The following is a 16,586-nucleotide window of genomic DNA, read 5'->3' on the forward strand; positions in this document are numbered from 1 at the left end:
TCCATGGTTACCGAAACAAAGACCCTCGCCGATCTCGCGGCCGTCAAGGGCTCGGAGCCCGAAGCGGCGCCGGTGCGCACGCAGAAGCTCGACAAGCTCGGCCGCGCTTACGCAACAGGTAAGCGCAAGAACGCCGTCGCTCGCGTCTGGCTGAAGCCGGGCAAGGGCACGATCACGGTCAACGAGAAAGACTATAAGGCCTACTTCGCACGTCCGGTTCTGCAGATGCTTCTGCAGCAGCCACTCGATCTCGCGAACCGCGCCACGCAGTATGATATCCGTATTTCCGTCGCTGGCGGCGGTCTCTCGGGTCAGGCCGGTGCCGTGCGTCACGGCATCTCCAAGGCTCTCACCTATTATGAGCCGGAGTTGCGCGGTGTGCTGAAGAAGCAGGGCTTCCTGACGCGCGACAGCCGCGTTGTCGAACGTAAGAAGTACGGCAAGGTGAAAGCTCGTAAGTCGTTCCAGTTCTCGAAGCGCTAATCAAACAGCGATCGCCTGGGACGAAAGCACAGCCCGCCACCTTGGCGGGCTGTTTGCTTTTCTGGCTCGGAAGGGTTGTCGCAGAGGCGCCGTGATGCCACATAGCCACTGGCTTTCGGCCGTTGTGGCACAGGCTTAAGGACCGGGGGGTTCGGAGAGAGAATGGACGCAGTATTAAACGGCATTCATGACCTATGGACGGTTCTTGTAACGGACATCGGCTTACTGCTCTCACCGCACTGGTGGCGGACCCACGCCGTGCCGCTGTTCAACATCCTGATGATCGATCTGACGCTCGCGGGCGACAACGCCATCGTGGTGGGCATGGCAGCATCCCGCGTCGAGAAGTCGATGCGGACGAAGGTTATCTTCTGGGGCATCCTCGGCGCCGTGATCCTGAGGATCATTTTCTCCGGCATCGCGCAGCAGATGCTGCAAGTCATCGGACTGACGCTTGCAGGCGGCATCCTGCTGCTGTTCGTGTGCTGGAAAATGTACAAGCAGATCGTCGAAGCCGACACGCATTCCATTCACGAGGTCGAAAAGAACCTCGCCTCAGGCGCCCCGCATCCGAACCCGGTGTCGTTCTGGGGCGCTCTTTGGACGATCATCCTCGCCGACCTTTCAATGTCGCTCGACAACGTGCTTGCGGTCGCGGGCGCGGCGGGTGAATCGACGCTCGTCCTCATCATCGGTTTGGCGATCGCCATCGTTCTTATGGCAGTTGCCTCGACGTACATCGCCAAGCTGCTCGCGCGCTATCCCTGGATCGCCTGGGTCGGCCTTGCCATCATCTTGTATGTTGCGCTCGACATGATCTATCGCGATAGCCACCGGATCGCCTGTGCCAACTATGGCATCGGCTGCTCGGAAACGATCTGGGAAGGCATCAAGCATCGCATCGGGATGTGGTTAGGATGACGACCGCAACACAAACGAAGCTCGCGCGGGTTTTCATTGATGGCGAGGCCGGAACGACCGGCCTCGAAATCCGCGAGCGGCTGGCTGGCGTCGCCGGTATCGACGTTAAAAGCATCGATCCGGCCAAGCGGAAGGATCGTGCCGCGCGGGCAGATATGCTGCGCGACGTCGATCTCGTCGTGCTGTGCCTGCCGGACGATGCTGCCCGCGAGACCGTGGCGCTTGCCGATGAACTCGGGGCGCAAGCGCCGAAGATCGTCGATGCTTCGACGGCGCATCGCGTCGCGGAAGGCTGGGCTTACGGTTTCGCCGAACTGACGCCCGGCCACGCCGACGTCATCCGGAGAGCGATGCGTGTCGCCAATCCCGGCTGCTATCCGACGGGCGGGATCGCGCTGCTGCGGCCGCTGGTCGACGCGGGCATCATCGAGCCGGACTATCCGATCACAGTCAATGCCGTGTCGGGGTATTCGGGCGGCGGACGGACGATGATTGAAGCCTATGAGGCTGGTACGGCGCCGTCGTTCGAGCTTTACGGACTCGGCCTGGAGCACAAGCATGTGCCCGAGCTACAGAGGTATTCGGGTCTATCGCGGCGGCCGATTTTCGTGCCGAGCGTCGGCAACTTCCGGCAAGGGATGCTCGTCTCCGTGCCCTTGCATCTCGATACACTGCCGGGCAAGCCGTGCCTGCGCGATATCGAGCGTGTGCTGGAAGAGCACTATCGCGGCAGTACGTACGTGAGCGTTATCGCCGAGCCATCGGCGAAGATGAACCGCCTCGAAGCCGAAGCACTGAACGGAACGGACAAGCTTGAACTGTACGTCTTCGGAAAGGCTGCGCTGAATCAGGCGGTGCTCGTCGCGCGGCTCGACAATCTCGGCAAGGGCGCGGCCGGCGCGGCCGTTCAGAACATCAAACTGATGCTCGGCCTGTAAGCGGCATTCGCATTTCGCTCGAAACAAGCTCGTCGCCCCTCCCCGTCAAGGGGAGGGAGATTGAGCGAGCGAAACGTCAGGCGGATGCGCGACCGCGGGCGGCGAAGTAATCGCGCGGAACGATCCCAGCGCGGCGCGTTGCGTGCAAATGCACGACCGCCAGAATGAAAACGATCGCGCCGCCTGCCTGATGCGACAGGGCTAGGTCGAGACGCATGTGCAGCAGCAGCGTCGTAATGCCGAGCGCAATCTGGAAGACGACTGCGGCGCCGAGCCATTGCGACGTCAGGCGGATGCGATCATCGACTGGCGTGCGCGTCGTCAGCCAAATCTGGAAAATGGCCAAAGCGGCGACGAGATACGCCACCATGCGATGATTGAACTGCGAGGCGGCATGACCTTCGAAGAAGGTCAGATAAGCAGGCTTGATCCAATAGTCGCTGGGAATGAACTGACCATCCATCGACGGCCACGTGTTGTAGATGTACCCAGCCCTGAGCCCCGCCACGAAAGCGCCGAGCATGACCTGAATAAGAACCGTGGCAACGATGATGGCGGCCATACGCTTGATCAACGGCGTCGCCACCTCGCCCGTGATGCGCTCCTCGCGCGGCCATTCTTCGAGCGCCGCCCAAACGAGCAGACCGAGGATCATGAACGCCGTCACCAGATGCAGCGCAAGCCGGTACTGGCTTACTTCGATGCGCTCGCTCAAACCGGAGCTGACCATGTACCAACCAATGAAGCCCTGAAGTCCGCCCAGAGCGAGGATGCCGAGAAACTTCTTTCCCGTGCCGCGCTTCAGCTTGCCGGTCCACCAGAAGTACAGAAACGGAATGGCGAACACGAAGCCGATGGCACGGCCGAGCAGCCGGTGGCTCCATTCCCAATAGTAAATGAATTTGAACTGATCGAGGGACATGCCATCATGAATGGCCGTGTACTGTGGGATCTGTTTGTACTTGTCGAACGCCGCCATCCAGTCGGCTTCGTTCAGCGGCGGGATCGCGCCGAGGATCGGTTGCCATTCGGTGATCGAAAGCCCGCTTTCCGTCAGTCGCGTGGCGCCCCCGACGACGACCATCGCCAGCACCAGCGCGGCCACGAACCAAAGCCAGAGCGAAACGGAGCGCCGACCGGCGTCTTTGCCGTTTTGGGCCGTCGTGCCGCGATTATCGGAAAGTTGCATCGTGCTCATCGGCGGGGCATATCCTCAAGCCGTTTAATCGGGGTGTGATACTCTTTCATTGAGGCGGAGCAATGCGCCCATGCGGCGCGGGCTTCAACGCGGGCGATTGTCGAGCTATGACGCAGCGCAAAAGAAAGCTTCTCGGCACGGTAGCTCTGCTTTTGCTCGTGGGCATCTATGCAGTCCTGGCGGTCGCAGTCGCGGTTGTCCTGCAGGTTCGCAACGTCAGTAAATTTGCGGAGCTTGTCTATTACGCGGTCGCCGGACTGCTGTGGACGCTCCCGGCCGCGTGGCTCATCAGCTGGATGCAACGTCCCGACCGCTGAAACAGAGAACGCGGCTAGGCGTGCTGAATGGCTAACTCACGCGCGCGCGTCGCACGGGCAATGCGCTGCGTCATGGCCGAAACGGCCGGCTCGGGACGCCGATAATGCAAGATATCGATGTCGGTGACGTCAAAACTCAGGAAGGTCGTTGCGTCGCTCGACGATGACGTGCCGTCGCCATTCGGCTCGACTGTAATCCCGGCATCGAAACGGCCTTCGATACATTCGAACAATGCACGCGCTTCGTTGTGACGTCCTGTCACGACGATATGGTCATAAACCTCGTCCAAGGCGTCGAGCGCTAGGTTCAGCAGGTCGGCGTCCAACTTGCGACCGCCGTACGGAAGCGCAACGCCACTAGCAATCACTTGAGTGCGACTGCCGGGCAGCCGATGGATGATATCGTCGAAGGTTGCGCGGCCCTGCAACAGATCGTTCCAGCCCACGCTCGCCTCGACCCCGGCTGCCTTTGCAAATCCTTTCCCGCTCGGGCTCCAATCGATCAGGATTGTTTGCGCGCCGCAGCCAGCGAGAACTTTCGCCAACTCCAGCGCTTGCTCGTAGGGCATGACGTCCTCGCTCTCCGACGTGATGAGTGTGCGGTGTCCGCCTCCCGACGGCCGCTGCGCCTTGAGGCGGAGGGCGAGCTTTTCGATTTCAGTAAAGGCGGTGGATTGATCGTGCGTCATGGCGGATGGCACAGCGGCGATGTCATCCGGCTCGGCGGGCAGTGCAGCGGCCTCTGATATATTCTCAGCCAGCATGGGCTCGTCCGCGATCTCGGGCTTGGTCTCCAGAAGCGGTTCTGGCTTTGGCGCGGGCGCATCGACGTGCGGGGCTGATGGTTTTGCAGGTTGCCGCTTCGGCAGTCCGCGCAGCGCGGTCGTCACGACGATCCACGCGACAGCGAACAACGCAAAGGCCGCGCCTGCCACGACCGAAAGCTCGATCTTCTTCGGGTAGGCGGGCACGGCGTTCGCCACGGCCTTCGATAGGATATGCGCGACGGGCGGTGCCGCCGCTTTATTCTTGGGCGCATCCGGTGCGCGATAGAGACCCATCTGCACGCTTTTGGCCTCTTGCGCGAGCATCGCGGCATATTTGTCGGCGATGGTATTCGCGATTTTGGCAGCGCGCGCAGGATCAAGAGACGTCGCGCGAATGACGATAGCGTGACGGTCATTCGTGCCGTGGATGTCGAGGCTGTTGCGCAAAGCCGCGACGACGCGCGTCAATTCGTTGGCACCGCCGCCGTCGTTGTCCAATCCGACCGCGCGCCGCGCGGCATGAAGCAGATCGACCGGCCCCAGCGCGCCGTTGAACTCGGGCTGCTTAGAGAGCGCGAGCTCATCAGCGATGGGACGCAACAAGAAAGACGATTCCAGAGCGCCGATGTAGGTGCTGATTGCGGCCTGATCCATTGCAGCCGGTGACGTGGCGCCTTCCGGCTGGATGGCGATTGCGGTTTCGCTTTCATACTGCGGCGCGATCAGCGAGAGCACCGCATATGTCACCGTACTGACAAATGCGCTCAACAGGAGGAGCAGCATAGCCTTCTGCTTCAGCGCTTCCGTTATGGTCGGCGCTTGACGGGGTTCAGGCAACGCAGACACACGCGACGGCATCACTTTCAGGGCTCAGTCCGGGGTTTCGGCAATGCCCCGAGTAAGCGTCTGGCGAAGTTAGCAAGTGCTTAATGGAAATGAAAAGATTGGAGACAATTGCGCGCGCCCGACGAATTCACAGGGCGCATCATCGAAGCCTCGCAATAGCAAAAACCGGGTAAAGACGCTGGGCTTGCGACTGGAAACTTTTCCCGCAAATCAGGGAATAATTCCCGAAAGGACGCCGTTGCGCTTCGAGTCAGCAACGAATTGCAGATCGGAAAAAGCGCGGATTTCTCGTTCCTGCGCGCATATCGTCGGTAATTGTTGCATTTCGCGACGGCTCGTTTGCGGTTCGCGATAGTCGATCATCTCCAATAGGCGTATGCGATTGAAGTTGGCGGCGTAGGAACGAAAATACGGCGTCATGAAATGGTACGCTCCGGCATTCGAATTCGTTTACAAACGATGAAATGCAGGTTCTTTGCCATTCGCCGACCGACGCTTTGGCAACTTTGCTTGACGCACACATCGGCGTGGGCCAAGAAGTTACAATGTTACAATTGTTTGCATTGCTTTACGAATGCCCTTGAGACGCCGACTTCTCGCGCTCGTCGCGCTCGTCCTCGCGCTTTGCCTTATCGGTGGCGGCGTGCTGACGTACCTCTATGGGCTGCGCAAGATCGATCTTGAAATGTCGTCGGCCATGGAAGTCGCGAGCAGCGCCGTCGGCGATGCGCTGACGTCCGTCGTGCCAGGTCCCGACGCGAACACGCAGGTTCGCAGGATCATCTCCTCGTTCGATGGCGACCGGCACATCGTTGCTCGCCTCGTCAACCCGGCCGGGAAGATTGCGAGCGTGTCGCGTCTCGAAAAGCCGTTTGATCCTCCCCCGAGTTGGCTGTTCGGGCTTCTTGCCGGCGAGCAGAGGGCACGGACGTTCGAACTCCCAAAGGGCGTCGAAGATCTCGGCACAATTCAAATACAGGCCGATCCGCACAATGAAGTCAGCGAGGTCTGGGAAGATCTGAAACTCAAATTCCTGATCATCGCAAGCTTCTGCGCGATTGTGCTGACGCTGATCTACGCCACGCTCGGGCGGGCGCTCCGACCACTGGAACAGCTTTCGTCTGCGCTCGACCGCGTTGGGAAAGGCGACTACACGGCCCACGTCGCCGAATCCGGTCCCGAAGACCTGAAACTGATCTATCAGGCTTTCAACCGCATGGCCGACCAGCTGCAAGCGTCCGAGCAGGATAACCATCGCCTCAACGAGCAGCTTTCGACCGTACAGGAAGAAGAGCGTTCCGAGATCGCCCGCGATCTCCATGACGAGATTGGCCCGTTTCTTTTCGCCGCCGACGTCGATGCGCAGGCGATCCCTCTCCTCGCCTCGCGCAACGCCTCCGATGAGGTCGTCGAACGCAGCAAGGCCATTCGCCAGTCGGTCCAGCACATGCAGGTGCATTTGCGCGCCATTCTGAGCCGCCTCAGGCCGGCGCTGCTGATCGATCAGGGACTGGTCATCGCGGTCGAGCAGCTGGTCGCGTTCTGGAAGGCGCGACGACCCAACATCAACTTCACGATGGACATCGAGGACGCGCGTTTTCCAATCGGCATCGAGGAGGTCGCTTTTCGGATTTTGCAGGAGGGCACGAGCAATGCCGTGCGGCATGGGCAGCCTTCCGCCATCGGACTTACGGCGCGGCGCGTCGATGGCGCATTGCGGATCGTCGTATCGGACGACGGCTCGGGAATTACGGTGAATGGAACGAGAGGATTTGGTCTTGCAGGAATGCGAGAGCGCGTGGCGTCGCTTGACGGCCGTCTCCGCATTGCCGATCGCGAAGGGGGGAAAGGCGTGTTGTTGATTGTCGAGATTCCACTGCCGCTGGCGCGAAATAAGAATGATGGCCAGCAAAACATGACCACGAGTGCAGCATGAAAATACTTATTGTCGATGACCATGGTGTTGTGCGCGAGGGGCTGAGAAAGCTGTTCGTGGCACATTTCGAAGCGGACGTTTTGGAAACGTCCGGCATTGAGGAGGCCCTCACCGTCTACCGGCAAGAGCGGCCGGACGTCGTCGTGCTCGATCTCAATCTCGAAGGCGCCGGCGGCCTTGAAGTTCTCCGGCAAATTCTCGCCACTGACGGCAACGCGCGGGTCGTCGTCTTCAGTATGCACCACGAGCCGATCTATGCGGTTCGCGCGCTGCGCGGCGGAGCGCGGGGTTATGTCAGCAAAAGCGCGCCGGTCGAAGAGCTGATCGCGGCGATCCGCAAGGTGCGCGCCGGCGAGCAGTACATCGACAGAGATCTCGCGTCACGCATCGCGGTCAGCCAGATTTCGTCGGACGATCCGCTGCAATCGCTGTCGATCCGCGAGGTCGAGATTCTTCGGATGCTCGGACAGGGCAAGAGCATGACGGCGATCTCCGAAAATCTCGGAATCGCGTACAAAACCGTCGCCAATATCTGCACGCAGATGAAGGTGAAGCTCGGCGTCGACCGGACCGCTGACCTCATCCGCCTCGCGATCGAAACGCTAAAGGCATGATCGCTCGACGAGCGAAAAAAAAAGGCGCCGATTGCGCGGCGCCTTTTCAACCGTTTCGCGTGACGCTTACTTCTTGTCGTCGTCATCGTCAGGCTTGGTGCCCGCCGTTTTCTTGATGTTGTCGAGACCGGCTTTGAAGATGCCATCGATCACGTCGCGGGATTCCTTGTCGGACTTACCGTCCGCGGGATCGAATACGGCAGACCAAGCGAAATTGATTTCATCCTCGTCGTCGTCATCCGGTGTCAGGGCAAACTGCGCCTGATAATTTTTGACCGGCAGCGGGCTTTCGAGAATTTCATAGCGGTAGAAGTTCGGCTTCACGTCGAGCAGCTTTTCCTTGATCGTGCCGCCGCCCTTTAGTGTCAGGATGCGGACCTTGGCGTCGCCCTCGGTGGTTTCCTCGCATTTCGCGATGGCCGGATGCCAATCCTGGATCGCGCACCAGCCGCCGTACTTGGCCCAGAGACGATTGCGCTCTTCTTTCATCTTTGCCGGGTCGACCTTGAGCTCCAGCTTTTTGCCGACGGCAATGCTGGCCGCGTTGGCGGCGGTGACGGCGCCAAGCGTTCCCACGAGCAGTCCGGCAATCAGTCCGGCGAAGACAGGACCCTGTGCCAATTTCATTGCGCTTCACTCCCAAGTTTTTTTGTCAGTCCCAACGCTCATACGAAAAAGCCGGGACACCCGGCTTCACAAGCGCGTTACTTTATTACGATGGGAAAAAATCTTGCCGGAAGGGCTCGGACTGCCTGGATTGTATATCCAGGCTCGGAGCGCCGGCTTTAGATATCAGGCGGCCGCGGTTCGAGGATGGGCCTTGGTATCGAAAAACAGCGCTTGGCTGATGATCGCCATGACGGTGTCGCGCTGAAACGGCTTTGAAATGAGGAAGGTCGGCTCCGGGCGTTCGCCGGTCAGGACCTTTTCGGGATAGGCCGTGATGAAGATGATCGGAACTTCGCCTTCGGCGACGATCTCCTTGGCTGCTTCAAGGCCGCTACTGCCGTCGGCAAGCTTGACGTCGGCGAGGATGAGGCCCGGCTTGTTGCGTTTCACAGCGGCGAGCGCTTCGTTTTTCGTGGTTGCCACTTCCTGCACGGAATGGCCGAGGCTGGTGACGATGGTTTCAAGGTCCATCGCGATCAGCAGCTCGTCCTCGATGATGAGAACATTGGTCGCGACCTGATGAGCAATTTCCTGCCCTGCGACCTCGAGCAGCTTCTCGACGTCGGGCTCGGTGACTTCGAGAATGGCGGCCGTCTCGGCCGAGGTGAAGCCTTCAACCGCAACCAGCAGGAACGCTTGCCGGGGCAGCGAGCTGATCGAGTTTATTTTCCGCTGGGCCGCGACAAGCGCGCTGGTCATTTCGTCGCCGCCGTTCGAATCGAGCCGGACCGAATTCCAGACCTTCAGGAACAGGTGATAGAGCGCCATGCGCGGCGGCATGTTCGTGGGGAAGTCCGACGGCGTTGAAACCAGACTTTCGAGAAGCGTTGCAACGTAGGCGTCGCCCGTCTGCTGCGCGCCGGTCAAGGTCCGCGCGAACCGCCGTAAATAAGGCAAGTGCACACGTATTGTCTGCGCAATCGACATAGCTTTGGACCTCCCAAGCCAAGCGGATGAGTAAACTCATCCTTGGCGAGCGGCAATGCCGCCCGCGCAACCTCCGCGATGGCCAATCTCTACCGGAACAACAACGAACCTGTGGAAGAGATGGTTCCCACCCGGAACAAAATCTCTTGTGCCACGTTCGGCAGACGAGCCCCCCTGCTGACAATGTTACAGAAGTTTGTCTCAATCGGGGCCGGTCGCAATCTTCAACAGGGCTCAAGATCACGTCATGCAGCATCGCCTCGACGCACCCGAGGATTGCAAGAGAACGGACGGCGACTTTCCGGAACCGGAAGGTCAGCCGGAACCCGAGGCCGCAAAAGGCCCTCTTCCGCAGCTTCCCGGATTTGCCGCGCAGCTCATCGGTCAGCGCATGCGGGCGATGTATGACACCATCGCCCAGGAGCCCGTCCCCGACGACCTTCTCGAACTTGTCCGCAAGCTCGAGGCCAAGGAGCAGCAGAAGTGACGGAAACTAAGAGTTTCGGGGACGCGCTGATCGAGGCGATCCCAAATCTTAGGGCCTTTGCACATTCGCTGAGCGGCGACGCGCAGCTGTCGAACGATCTTGTCCAGGAAACCTTGCTTAAAGCTTGGACTCACAAGGACTCGTTCGTGCCGGATTCCAACCTCAAGGCGTGGCTGTTCACCATCCTTCGCAACACCTATTTCACGTACTATCGGAAATCCCAGCGTGAAGAGCTCGATGAGGATCATGCGGCGATGAATGCCAGCGTGCCGCCGCCGCAGCTTACCCATCTTGAATTCGACGACATGCAGAAAGCGCTGATGCGGCTATCGCCCGACCATCGCGAGGCCCTGCTGCTCATTACCGCGGAAGGCTTTTCGTACGAGGATGCGGCCCGCGTATGCGGCTGCGCGGTCGGGACTATGAAAAGCCGTGTCAACCGCGCCCGTAATCGGCTTCTGGAGGAAATGACCGGCCAGCTCCCAGGCGAAGCTGTGCCGGACGATGAAGACGCCGTCAAAAGCTCGTCAGGCCGATAGCGCGTTTGCGTCAGCCAATCTTTGGCCACCTTGTTCGTTCTGCTTGCTGCGGCAGTTTCGCAAGTTCACGGTCTCGGCAGACCGGCGGTTCGATGACCGCGTCGCAGCCGACCATGCTTATTACCGAACCGGTCATCATAAACGGCGGGAACGGCCGAGAGCGCCCGCAGGGCAATGGAACAAACTGCCGGGGTTGAGCGTTCTTCGGGGTTAAAATGCGACGCGAGGGGAGTTTTGAATGTCGGAGCAGATCAGCGCCGTTGAATCCGAGCGCTACCCTTCGGGTTCGGGCGGTGTGCTCGTCGAAATGCTCCAAACACTTCAGGCGGTTAAGGAGGGCGATTTCAGTGTCCGCATGCGCGGCGACTGGGACGGCTTGGCTGGTAAGATCGCCGACACCGTCAACGACATCATTATTACAAACCAGCGCATGGCCAATCAGCTCCAGCATTTGGGCCATGCGGTCGGCCGCGAAGGTTTGACCAACCAGCGCGTGCGGCTCGGCCTGGCGCTCGGCGCGTGGGGCGAGATGGAACAGTCCATCAACGGCCTTGTCGACGACCTGTTGCAGCCGATGACCGAGGTGACGCGCACGATCGAAGCCGTCGCGCAGGGCAACCTGTTGCAACCGATGCGGCTGGACGTCGATGGTCGTCCGCTCAAGGGCGAGTTCCTGCGGTCGGCGACGATCGTCAATACGATGATCAAGCAGCTGTCGATTTTCACCTCGGAAGTGACGCGCGTGGCCCGGGAGGTCGGCATTGAGGGCAAGCTCGGCGGCCAAGCCCAGATTGGCGAAGTGACCGGCGTCTGGAAGGACCTGACCGAGAGCGTCAACTTGATGGCCTCGAACCTGACGGCTCAGGTTCGCAACATCGCCGAAGTGACGATTGCCGTCGCCAACGGCGACCTGTCGAAGAAGATCACGGTCGACGTGCGTGGCGAGATCCTGCAGCTCAAGGAAGCCATCAACACGATGGTGGAACAGCTGCGATCGTTCGCTGCAGAAGTGACGCGCGTCGCTCGCGAAGTCGGCACCGAGGGTCGCCTCGGCGGTCAGGCCGTCGTGCCGGGCGTCGGCGGCACTTGGAAGGACCTCACCGACAACGTCAACCTGCTCGCTGCGAACCTTACGACACAGGTTCGCAACATCGCCGAAGTGACGACAGCCGTGGCGCGCGGTGACCTTTCGCGCAAGATTACGGTCGACGTCAAAGGCGAAATTCTGGAGTTGAAAAATACCATCAACACGATGGTCGACCAGCTCAACGCTTTCGCATCCGAAGTGACGCGCGTTGCGCGCGAGGTCGGAACCGAGGGTCGCCTCGGCGGCCAAGCTGCGGTGCCGGGCGTCGCCGGTACGTGGAAAGACCTCACCGACAACGTCAACTCGATGGCCGGCAACCTCACAGGCCAGGTGCGTAACATCGCCGAAGTCGCCACCGCTATTGCGCGCGGCGACTTGTCGAAGAAAGTGACGGTCAACGTCTCGGGCGAAATCCTGCAGTTGAAAGAGACCATCAACACGATGGTCGATCAGCTCAATGGTTTCGCCGGCGAAGTGACGCGCGTGGCGCGCGAGGTCGGCACCGAAGGCAAGCTTGGCGGCCAGGCGCAGGTGTCGGGTGTCGCCGGTACGTGGAAAGACTTGACCGACAGCGTCAACTCGATGGCGTCGAACCTCACGACACAGGTGCGCAACATCGCCGAGGTTTCGGGCGCCATCGCGCGTGGTGACCTGTCGAAGAAGATCGACGTCGACGTCAAAGGCGAAATTCTCGATCTCAAGACCACGATCAACACGATGGTCGACCAGCTCAACGCCTTCGCTTCCGAAGTGACGCGCGTCGCCCGCGAAGTCGGCACCGAGGGCAAGCTTGGCGGACAGGCCGCGGTGCCGGGCGTCGCCGGTACGTGGAAGGACCTCACCGACAACGTCAACTCGATGGCGGGCAACCTGACCGGTCAGGTGCGCAACATCGCCGAAGTGACGACCGCTGTGGCGCGCGGCGACCTTTCGCGAAAGATCACCGTCGACGTCAAAGGCGAAATTCTGGAGTTGAAAAACACCATCAACACGATGGTGGACCAGCTCAATGCTTTCGCCTCCGAAGTGACGCGCGTCGCCCGCGAAGTCGGCACCGAAGGCAAGCTTGGCGGTCAGGCGCAGGTGTCGGGCGTCGCCGGTACGTGGAAGGACCTCACCGACAACGTCAACTTCATGGCCGGCAACTTGACGGCCCAGGTTCGTAACATCGCCGAAGTTGCGACCGCCATCGCGAGCGGTGACCTGTCGAAGAAGATCACCGTCGACGTGCGCGGCGAAATTTTGCTGCTGAAAGAAACGCTCAACACGATGGTCGAGCAGCTGCGGTCGTTCGCTGCCGAAGTGACGCGCGTGGCCCGCGAAGTCGGTACCGAGGGACGCCTCGGCGGTCAGGCCGTCGTGCCGGGCGTCGGCGGAACCTGGAAAGACTTGACCGATAACGTCAACCTGCTCGCCGCCAACCTCACGACGCAGGTGCGCAATATCGCCGAAGTGACGACCGCTGTGGCGCGCGGCGACCTTTCGCGAAAGATCACCGTCGACGTCAAAGGCGAAATTCTCGATCTCAAAACGACGATCAACACGATGGTCGACCAGCTCAATGCCTTCGCTTCCGAAGTGACGCGCGTCGCTCGCGAAGTCGGCACTGAGGGTCGGCTCGGCGGTCAGGCGACCGTGCCGGGCGTCGCCGGTACGTGGAAGGACTTGACCGACACCGTGAACGTCATGGCTGCGAACCTTACCGAACAGGTGCGCGGCATCGTGAAAGTCGTGACGGCGGTTGCGAACGGCGACTTGAAACCGAAACTCACGGTGAAGTCGAAAGGCGAAGTCGCCGCGCTCGCGGAGACGATCAACGACATGACCGAAACGCTGGCGCTGTTCGCCGATCAGGTGACGACGGTGGCGCGCGAAGTGGGCGTCGAAGGACGTCTTGGCGGTCAGGCCAACGTGCCGGGCACCGCCGGCACGTGGAAAGATTTGACCGGCAACGTCAACCTTCTGGCCGCCAACCTCACGACGCAGGTGCGCGCCATTGCCGAAGTGACGACGGCCGTCGCACGTGGCGACCTTTCGCGCACGATTCAAGTCGAAGCGCGCGGCGAAGTCGCGGAGCTGAAAGACTACATCAACACGATGATCGGCAACCTGCGTCTCACGACGCAGCTCAACACTGAACAGGACTGGCTCAAGACGAACCTCGCGCGCTTCACCAGCATGCTTCAGGGGCAGCGCGATGTGATGACAGTGTCGCAAAAACTGCTGTCGGAACTCGTGCCGCTCATCAACGCGCATCAGGGCGTCATCTATCAGTACGATGCGACTAACCGCGAGCTGAAGCTGCTCGCAAGCTACGCCGACGACACGCAGGCGCCCTACCCGGAACGGCTGGGACTTGGCTCGAGTCTCGTTGGGCAATGCGCCGTCGAAAAGCAGCGTCGCGTGCTAACGGACATTCCGCAGCCGACGACGAACATCGATTCCGTCGTGTTCAAAGCGCCGCCGCGCAGCGTCATCGTGCATCCGATCACGTTCGAGGATCGGCTGAAGGCCGTCATCTCGCTCAGCTCGCTGCAAAACTTCGAGCCTGCGCAGCTGACGTTCCTCGAACAGCTCTCAGTGTCGATCGGCGTCGTCTTGAACAGTATTGAAGCGACGATGCAGACGGAAAGCCTGCTGATGCAGTCGCAGCAGCTTGCGGCCGAGTTGCAGGATCAGCAGCGCGCGATGCAGAAGACCAACGAAGAATTGGCTCAGAAGGCACAGCAGCTCGCCGAACGTAACGTCGAAGTCGAACGCAAGAACGAGGAAATCGATCAGGCGCGGCGTGCGGTGGAAGAAAAGGCAGCCGAGCTTGCTCTGACGTCGCGTTACAAGTCCGAATTCCTCGCCAACATGTCTCATGAGCTGAGAACGCCCCTCAACAGCATCCTCATCCTCGGGCAGCAGCTCAGCGATAACCCGGATAAGAACTTGACGGAGAAACAGGTCGAGTTCGCGCGTACGATTCACGGCGCAGGCACCGACCTTCTGAACCTCATCAGCGATATTCTCGATCTGTCGAAGATCGAATCCGGCACCGTTTCGGTTGATGCAGAAGAGGTCGCGTTCGGCGGTCTTATCGAAGCCGTGGCGCGGCCGTTCCGCCACGAAGCCGAGCGGCGCGGTCTCGATTTCCAAGTTACGTTTGATGCTGATCTCGGTAAGACGATTTTCACGGACTCCAAGCGTCTGCAGCAGGTTCTGAAGAACCTGCTTTCGAATGCCTTCAAGTTCACGCGCGACGGGTTCGTGCGGCTGGCCGTCAAACCAGCCAACGGCAACAAGTGGAATTCCGAGCATCCCATTCTATCGACGGCGCCGACCATCGTTGCATTCGAGGTGCAGGACTCTGGTATCGGCATTCCATCCGACAAACAGAAGCTTATTTTCGAAGCCTTCCAGCAGGCCGACGCGAGCACCAGCCGCAAGTACGGCGGTACGGGTCTCGGCCTCGCGATTAGCCGCGAGCTGGCTCACCTTCTCGGCGGTGAAATTCAATTGTCGAGCGAACCCGGTGTCGGGAGCATCTTCACGCTCTACGTGCCGCTGCGCTACGCCTCGCTTGCGAGTGATGTCCGGACGAAGTCTGAAGCGAATATGACATCGCCCGTCGCGCTGCCGCATCCGGGGTTGTTGCCATCCACGATCGAGGATGACCGCGACAGTATCGTTGCCGGCGATCAGGTTCTGTTGATCGTCGAGGATGATCCGAATTTTGCCCGCATACTTCTCGACTCGGCGCACGACACCGGTTTCAAGGGCATCGTCTGCCAACGCGGCGTCGATGCTATGACGCTGGCGACGGATTACAATCCGACTGCGATTTCTCTCGATATTCACCTGCCGGATATTCTGGGTTGGTCGGTGCTCAGCCAGTTGAAGCACAATCCACTCACCCGGCATATTCCTGTGCAAGTTCTGACACTCGACGACGATCGCCATCATGGCCTGGCGCGCGGCGCGTATTCGTTCCTGACGAAACCTTTGCAGGCGGATCAATTGAAGTCAGCGCTGCGCAAGATCGGGGCGTTTTCGGCGACCGCCACCAAGAGACTGCTGATCGTCGAGGATGATCCGGCGGAACGTCTCAGCATTTCGACGCTTCTCAAAGAAAGCGACGTCGAGATTTTGACGGCGGAAGACGGCAAATCGGCGATCGACACGCTCCGGCTCGAGAATGTCGATTGCGTGGTTTTGGATCTCAAGTTGCCCGACATGTCGGGCTTCGAGATTCTGGAGCACATGAGCCGGCAAGAAACGATGCGCGATATTCCGGTCATCGTATTTACAGGGCGCGAATTGTCGAGCGACGAAAACCTGCAGATCCGGCAATATGCGCGCACCGTCGTGGTGAAGGGGGTCGAGTCGCCTGAGCGTCTATTGGACGAGACGGCGCTCTTCCTGCATCGCGTCGTCACGGAGTTGCCCGCGGAGAAGCGGGAACTGCTGTCGCGCCTGCACGACACCGACGACTATCTGGTCGGGCGCAAAGTGCTGCTCGTCGATGACGATGCGCGTAACATCTTCGCTCTGAGCAGCCTGCTCGAACGGCGCGGCATGGAGGTACTGACGGCGACGACCGGCCTCGAAGCCATCGAGACGCTCAGCACGACGGATGTTTCAATCGTTCTGATGGACATCATGATGCCCGAAATGGACGGATATCAGACCATGCAGAAGATCCGCAGCAGCGAGAAGAACCAGCGTCTACCCATTATCGCGCTGACGGCCAAGGCGATGAAGGGCGACCGCGAGAAGTGCCTTGAGGCGGGTGCTTCGGATTATCTTGCAAAGCCCGTGGATACTGAGCAACTTTTGTCGGCGTTGAGAATGTGGCTACATCGTTGACGAGGA

At 60.2% G+C, this 16,586-nt stretch carries 14 protein-coding genes; 9 read left to right on the forward strand and 5 right to left on the reverse strand.

What is annotated here, in order from left to right:
• The first annotated feature begins 3 nt into the window (after positions 1–3).
• The 3 genes from rpsI to argC all read left to right on the forward strand — a co-directional run bounded on the left by rpsI (position 4) and on the right by argC (position 2,342).
• Complete coding sequence (gene rpsI, locus HYP802_RS0115130) at positions 4–483, forward strand: 30S ribosomal protein S9 (RefSeq protein ID WP_013948225.1); 480 nt, start codon at positions 4–6, stop codon at positions 481–483.
• Between the two features lie 162 nt (positions 484–645).
• Positions 646–1,404 carry a TerC family protein gene (locus HYP802_RS0115135; RefSeq protein WP_013948226.1) on the forward strand — a complete coding sequence of 253 codons (759 nt, stop codon included), beginning with the start codon at positions 646–648 and terminating at the stop codon, positions 1,402–1,404.
• A complete protein-coding gene (gene argC, locus HYP802_RS0115140; RefSeq protein WP_013948227.1) occupies positions 1,401–2,342 on the forward strand; it encodes an N-acetyl-gamma-glutamyl-phosphate reductase in 942 nt (313 codons plus the stop codon). Before HYP802_RS0115135 ends, argC begins: the two co-directional genes overlap by 4 nt.
• A 76-nt stretch (positions 2,343–2,418) precedes the next feature.
• Here the strand turns inward: argC and HYP802_RS0115145 are convergent, their stop codons facing one another.
• Positions 2,419–3,540, reverse strand: a complete 1,122-nt coding sequence (locus HYP802_RS0115145) for a COX15/CtaA family protein (protein WP_024276066.1) — start codon at positions 3,538–3,540, stop codon at positions 2,419–2,421.
• A gap of 107 nt (positions 3,541–3,647) precedes the next feature.
• Between HYP802_RS0115145 and HYP802_RS0115150 the strand changes: the two genes are divergently transcribed.
• Positions 3,648–3,857 carry a DUF2842 domain-containing protein gene (locus tag HYP802_RS0115150; RefSeq protein ID WP_024276067.1) on the forward strand — a complete coding sequence of 70 codons (210 nt, stop codon included), beginning with the start codon at positions 3,648–3,650 and terminating at the stop codon, positions 3,855–3,857.
• Positions 3,858–3,871: 14 nt separating this feature from the next.
• Here the strand turns inward: HYP802_RS0115150 and HYP802_RS0115155 are convergent, their stop codons facing one another.
• Positions 3,872–5,482 (reverse strand): hypothetical protein, encoded by a 1,611-nt coding sequence (locus HYP802_RS0115155; protein WP_024276068.1) that lies wholly within the window; start codon positions 5,480–5,482, stop codon positions 3,872–3,874.
• A 198-nt stretch (positions 5,483–5,680) separates the two neighbouring features.
• Positions 5,681–5,890, reverse strand: a complete 210-nt coding sequence (locus HYP802_RS0115160; protein WP_024276069.1) for a hypothetical protein — start codon at positions 5,888–5,890, stop codon at positions 5,681–5,683.
• A 154-nt stretch (positions 5,891–6,044) separates the two neighbouring features.
• On the opposite strand from HYP802_RS0115160, the gene HYP802_RS0115165 reads away from it, so the two are divergent.
• Both HYP802_RS0115165 and HYP802_RS0115170 read left to right on the forward strand, forming a co-directional pair.
• Positions 6,045–7,406, forward strand: coding sequence for a histidine kinase (locus tag HYP802_RS0115165; RefSeq protein ID WP_013948232.1), 1,362 nt, complete (start codon positions 6,045–6,047; stop codon positions 7,404–7,406).
• Positions 7,403–8,020: a response regulator transcription factor gene (locus HYP802_RS0115170; RefSeq protein WP_013948233.1), complete on the forward strand. Its 618-nt coding sequence runs from the start codon at positions 7,403–7,405 to the stop codon at positions 8,018–8,020. Before HYP802_RS0115165 ends, HYP802_RS0115170 begins: the two co-directional genes overlap by 4 nt.
• Before the next feature lie 66 nt (positions 8,021–8,086).
• On the opposite strand, the gene HYP802_RS0115175 is transcribed toward HYP802_RS0115170, so the two are convergent.
• Together HYP802_RS0115175 and HYP802_RS0115180 are read right to left on the reverse strand one after the other, a co-directional pair.
• A complete protein-coding gene (locus tag HYP802_RS0115175; protein WP_024276070.1) occupies positions 8,087–8,647 on the reverse strand; it encodes an SRPBCC family protein in 561 nt (186 codons plus the stop codon).
• A gap of 165 nt (positions 8,648–8,812) precedes the next feature.
• Positions 8,813–9,616, reverse strand: coding sequence for a response regulator (locus HYP802_RS0115180; protein WP_024276071.1), 804 nt, complete (start codon positions 9,614–9,616; stop codon positions 8,813–8,815).
• 247 nt (positions 9,617–9,863) lie between these two features.
• On the opposite strand from HYP802_RS0115180, the gene HYP802_RS0115185 reads away from it, so the two are divergent.
• The 3 genes from HYP802_RS0115185 (at position 9,864) to HYP802_RS0115200 (ending at position 16,580) form a co-directional block, all read left to right on the forward strand.
• Positions 9,864–10,103, forward strand: coding sequence for a NepR family anti-sigma factor (locus HYP802_RS0115185; RefSeq protein ID WP_013948237.1), 240 nt, complete (start codon positions 9,864–9,866; stop codon positions 10,101–10,103).
• Complete coding sequence (locus tag HYP802_RS0115190) at positions 10,100–10,642, forward strand: sigma-70 family RNA polymerase sigma factor (RefSeq protein WP_013948238.1); 543 nt, start codon at positions 10,100–10,102, stop codon at positions 10,640–10,642. Before HYP802_RS0115185 ends, HYP802_RS0115190 begins: the two co-directional genes overlap by 4 nt.
• A gap of 307 nt (positions 10,643–10,949) precedes the next feature.
• The gene (locus tag HYP802_RS0115200) at positions 10,950–16,580 is read left to right on the forward strand and encodes a HAMP domain-containing protein (protein ID WP_348623910.1); all 5,631 of its coding nucleotides are present in this window, start codon (positions 10,950–10,952) and stop codon (positions 16,578–16,580) included.
• The last annotated feature ends 6 nt before the right edge of the window (positions 16,581–16,586 follow it).

The organism is Hyphomicrobium sp. 802 (genome assembly GCF_000526135.1).
Taxonomy (GTDB): domain Bacteria; phylum Pseudomonadota; class Alphaproteobacteria; order Rhizobiales; family Hyphomicrobiaceae; genus Hyphomicrobium_B.

Coding starts and splice junctions, on each gene's coding strand:
- HYP802_RS0115165 (WP_013948232.1), top strand. CDS start 6,045: ATGCCCTTGAGACGCCGACTTCTCGCGCTCGTCGCGCTCGTCCTCGCG.
- HYP802_RS0115180 (WP_024276071.1), bottom strand. CDS start 9,616: ATGTCGATTGCGCAGACAATACGTGTGCACTTGCCTTATTTACGGCGG.
- HYP802_RS0115150 (WP_024276067.1), top strand. CDS start 3,648: ATGACGCAGCGCAAAAGAAAGCTTCTCGGCACGGTAGCTCTGCTTTTG.
- HYP802_RS0115185 (WP_013948237.1), top strand. CDS start 9,864: ATGCAGCATCGCCTCGACGCACCCGAGGATTGCAAGAGAACGGACGGC.
- HYP802_RS0115200 (WP_348623910.1), top strand. CDS start 10,950: ATGCTCCAAACACTTCAGGCGGTTAAGGAGGGCGATTTCAGTGTCCGC.
- HYP802_RS0115145 (WP_024276066.1), bottom strand. CDS start 3,540: ATGAGCACGATGCAACTTTCCGATAATCGCGGCACGACGGCCCAAAAC.
- HYP802_RS0115170 (WP_013948233.1), top strand. CDS start 7,403: ATGAAAATACTTATTGTCGATGACCATGGTGTTGTGCGCGAGGGGCTG.
- HYP802_RS0115160 (WP_024276069.1), bottom strand. CDS start 5,890: ATGACGCCGTATTTTCGTTCCTACGCCGCCAACTTCAATCGCATACGC.
- HYP802_RS0115135 (WP_013948226.1), top strand. CDS start 646: ATGGACGCAGTATTAAACGGCATTCATGACCTATGGACGGTTCTTGTA.
- argC (WP_013948227.1), top strand. CDS start 1,401: ATGACGACCGCAACACAAACGAAGCTCGCGCGGGTTTTCATTGATGGC.
- rpsI (WP_013948225.1), top strand. CDS start 4: ATGGTTACCGAAACAAAGACCCTCGCCGATCTCGCGGCCGTCAAGGGC.
- HYP802_RS0115155 (WP_024276068.1), bottom strand. CDS start 5,482: ATGCCGTCGCGTGTGTCTGCGTTGCCTGAACCCCGTCAAGCGCCGACC.
- HYP802_RS0115175 (WP_024276070.1), bottom strand. CDS start 8,647: ATGAAATTGGCACAGGGTCCTGTCTTCGCCGGACTGATTGCCGGACTG.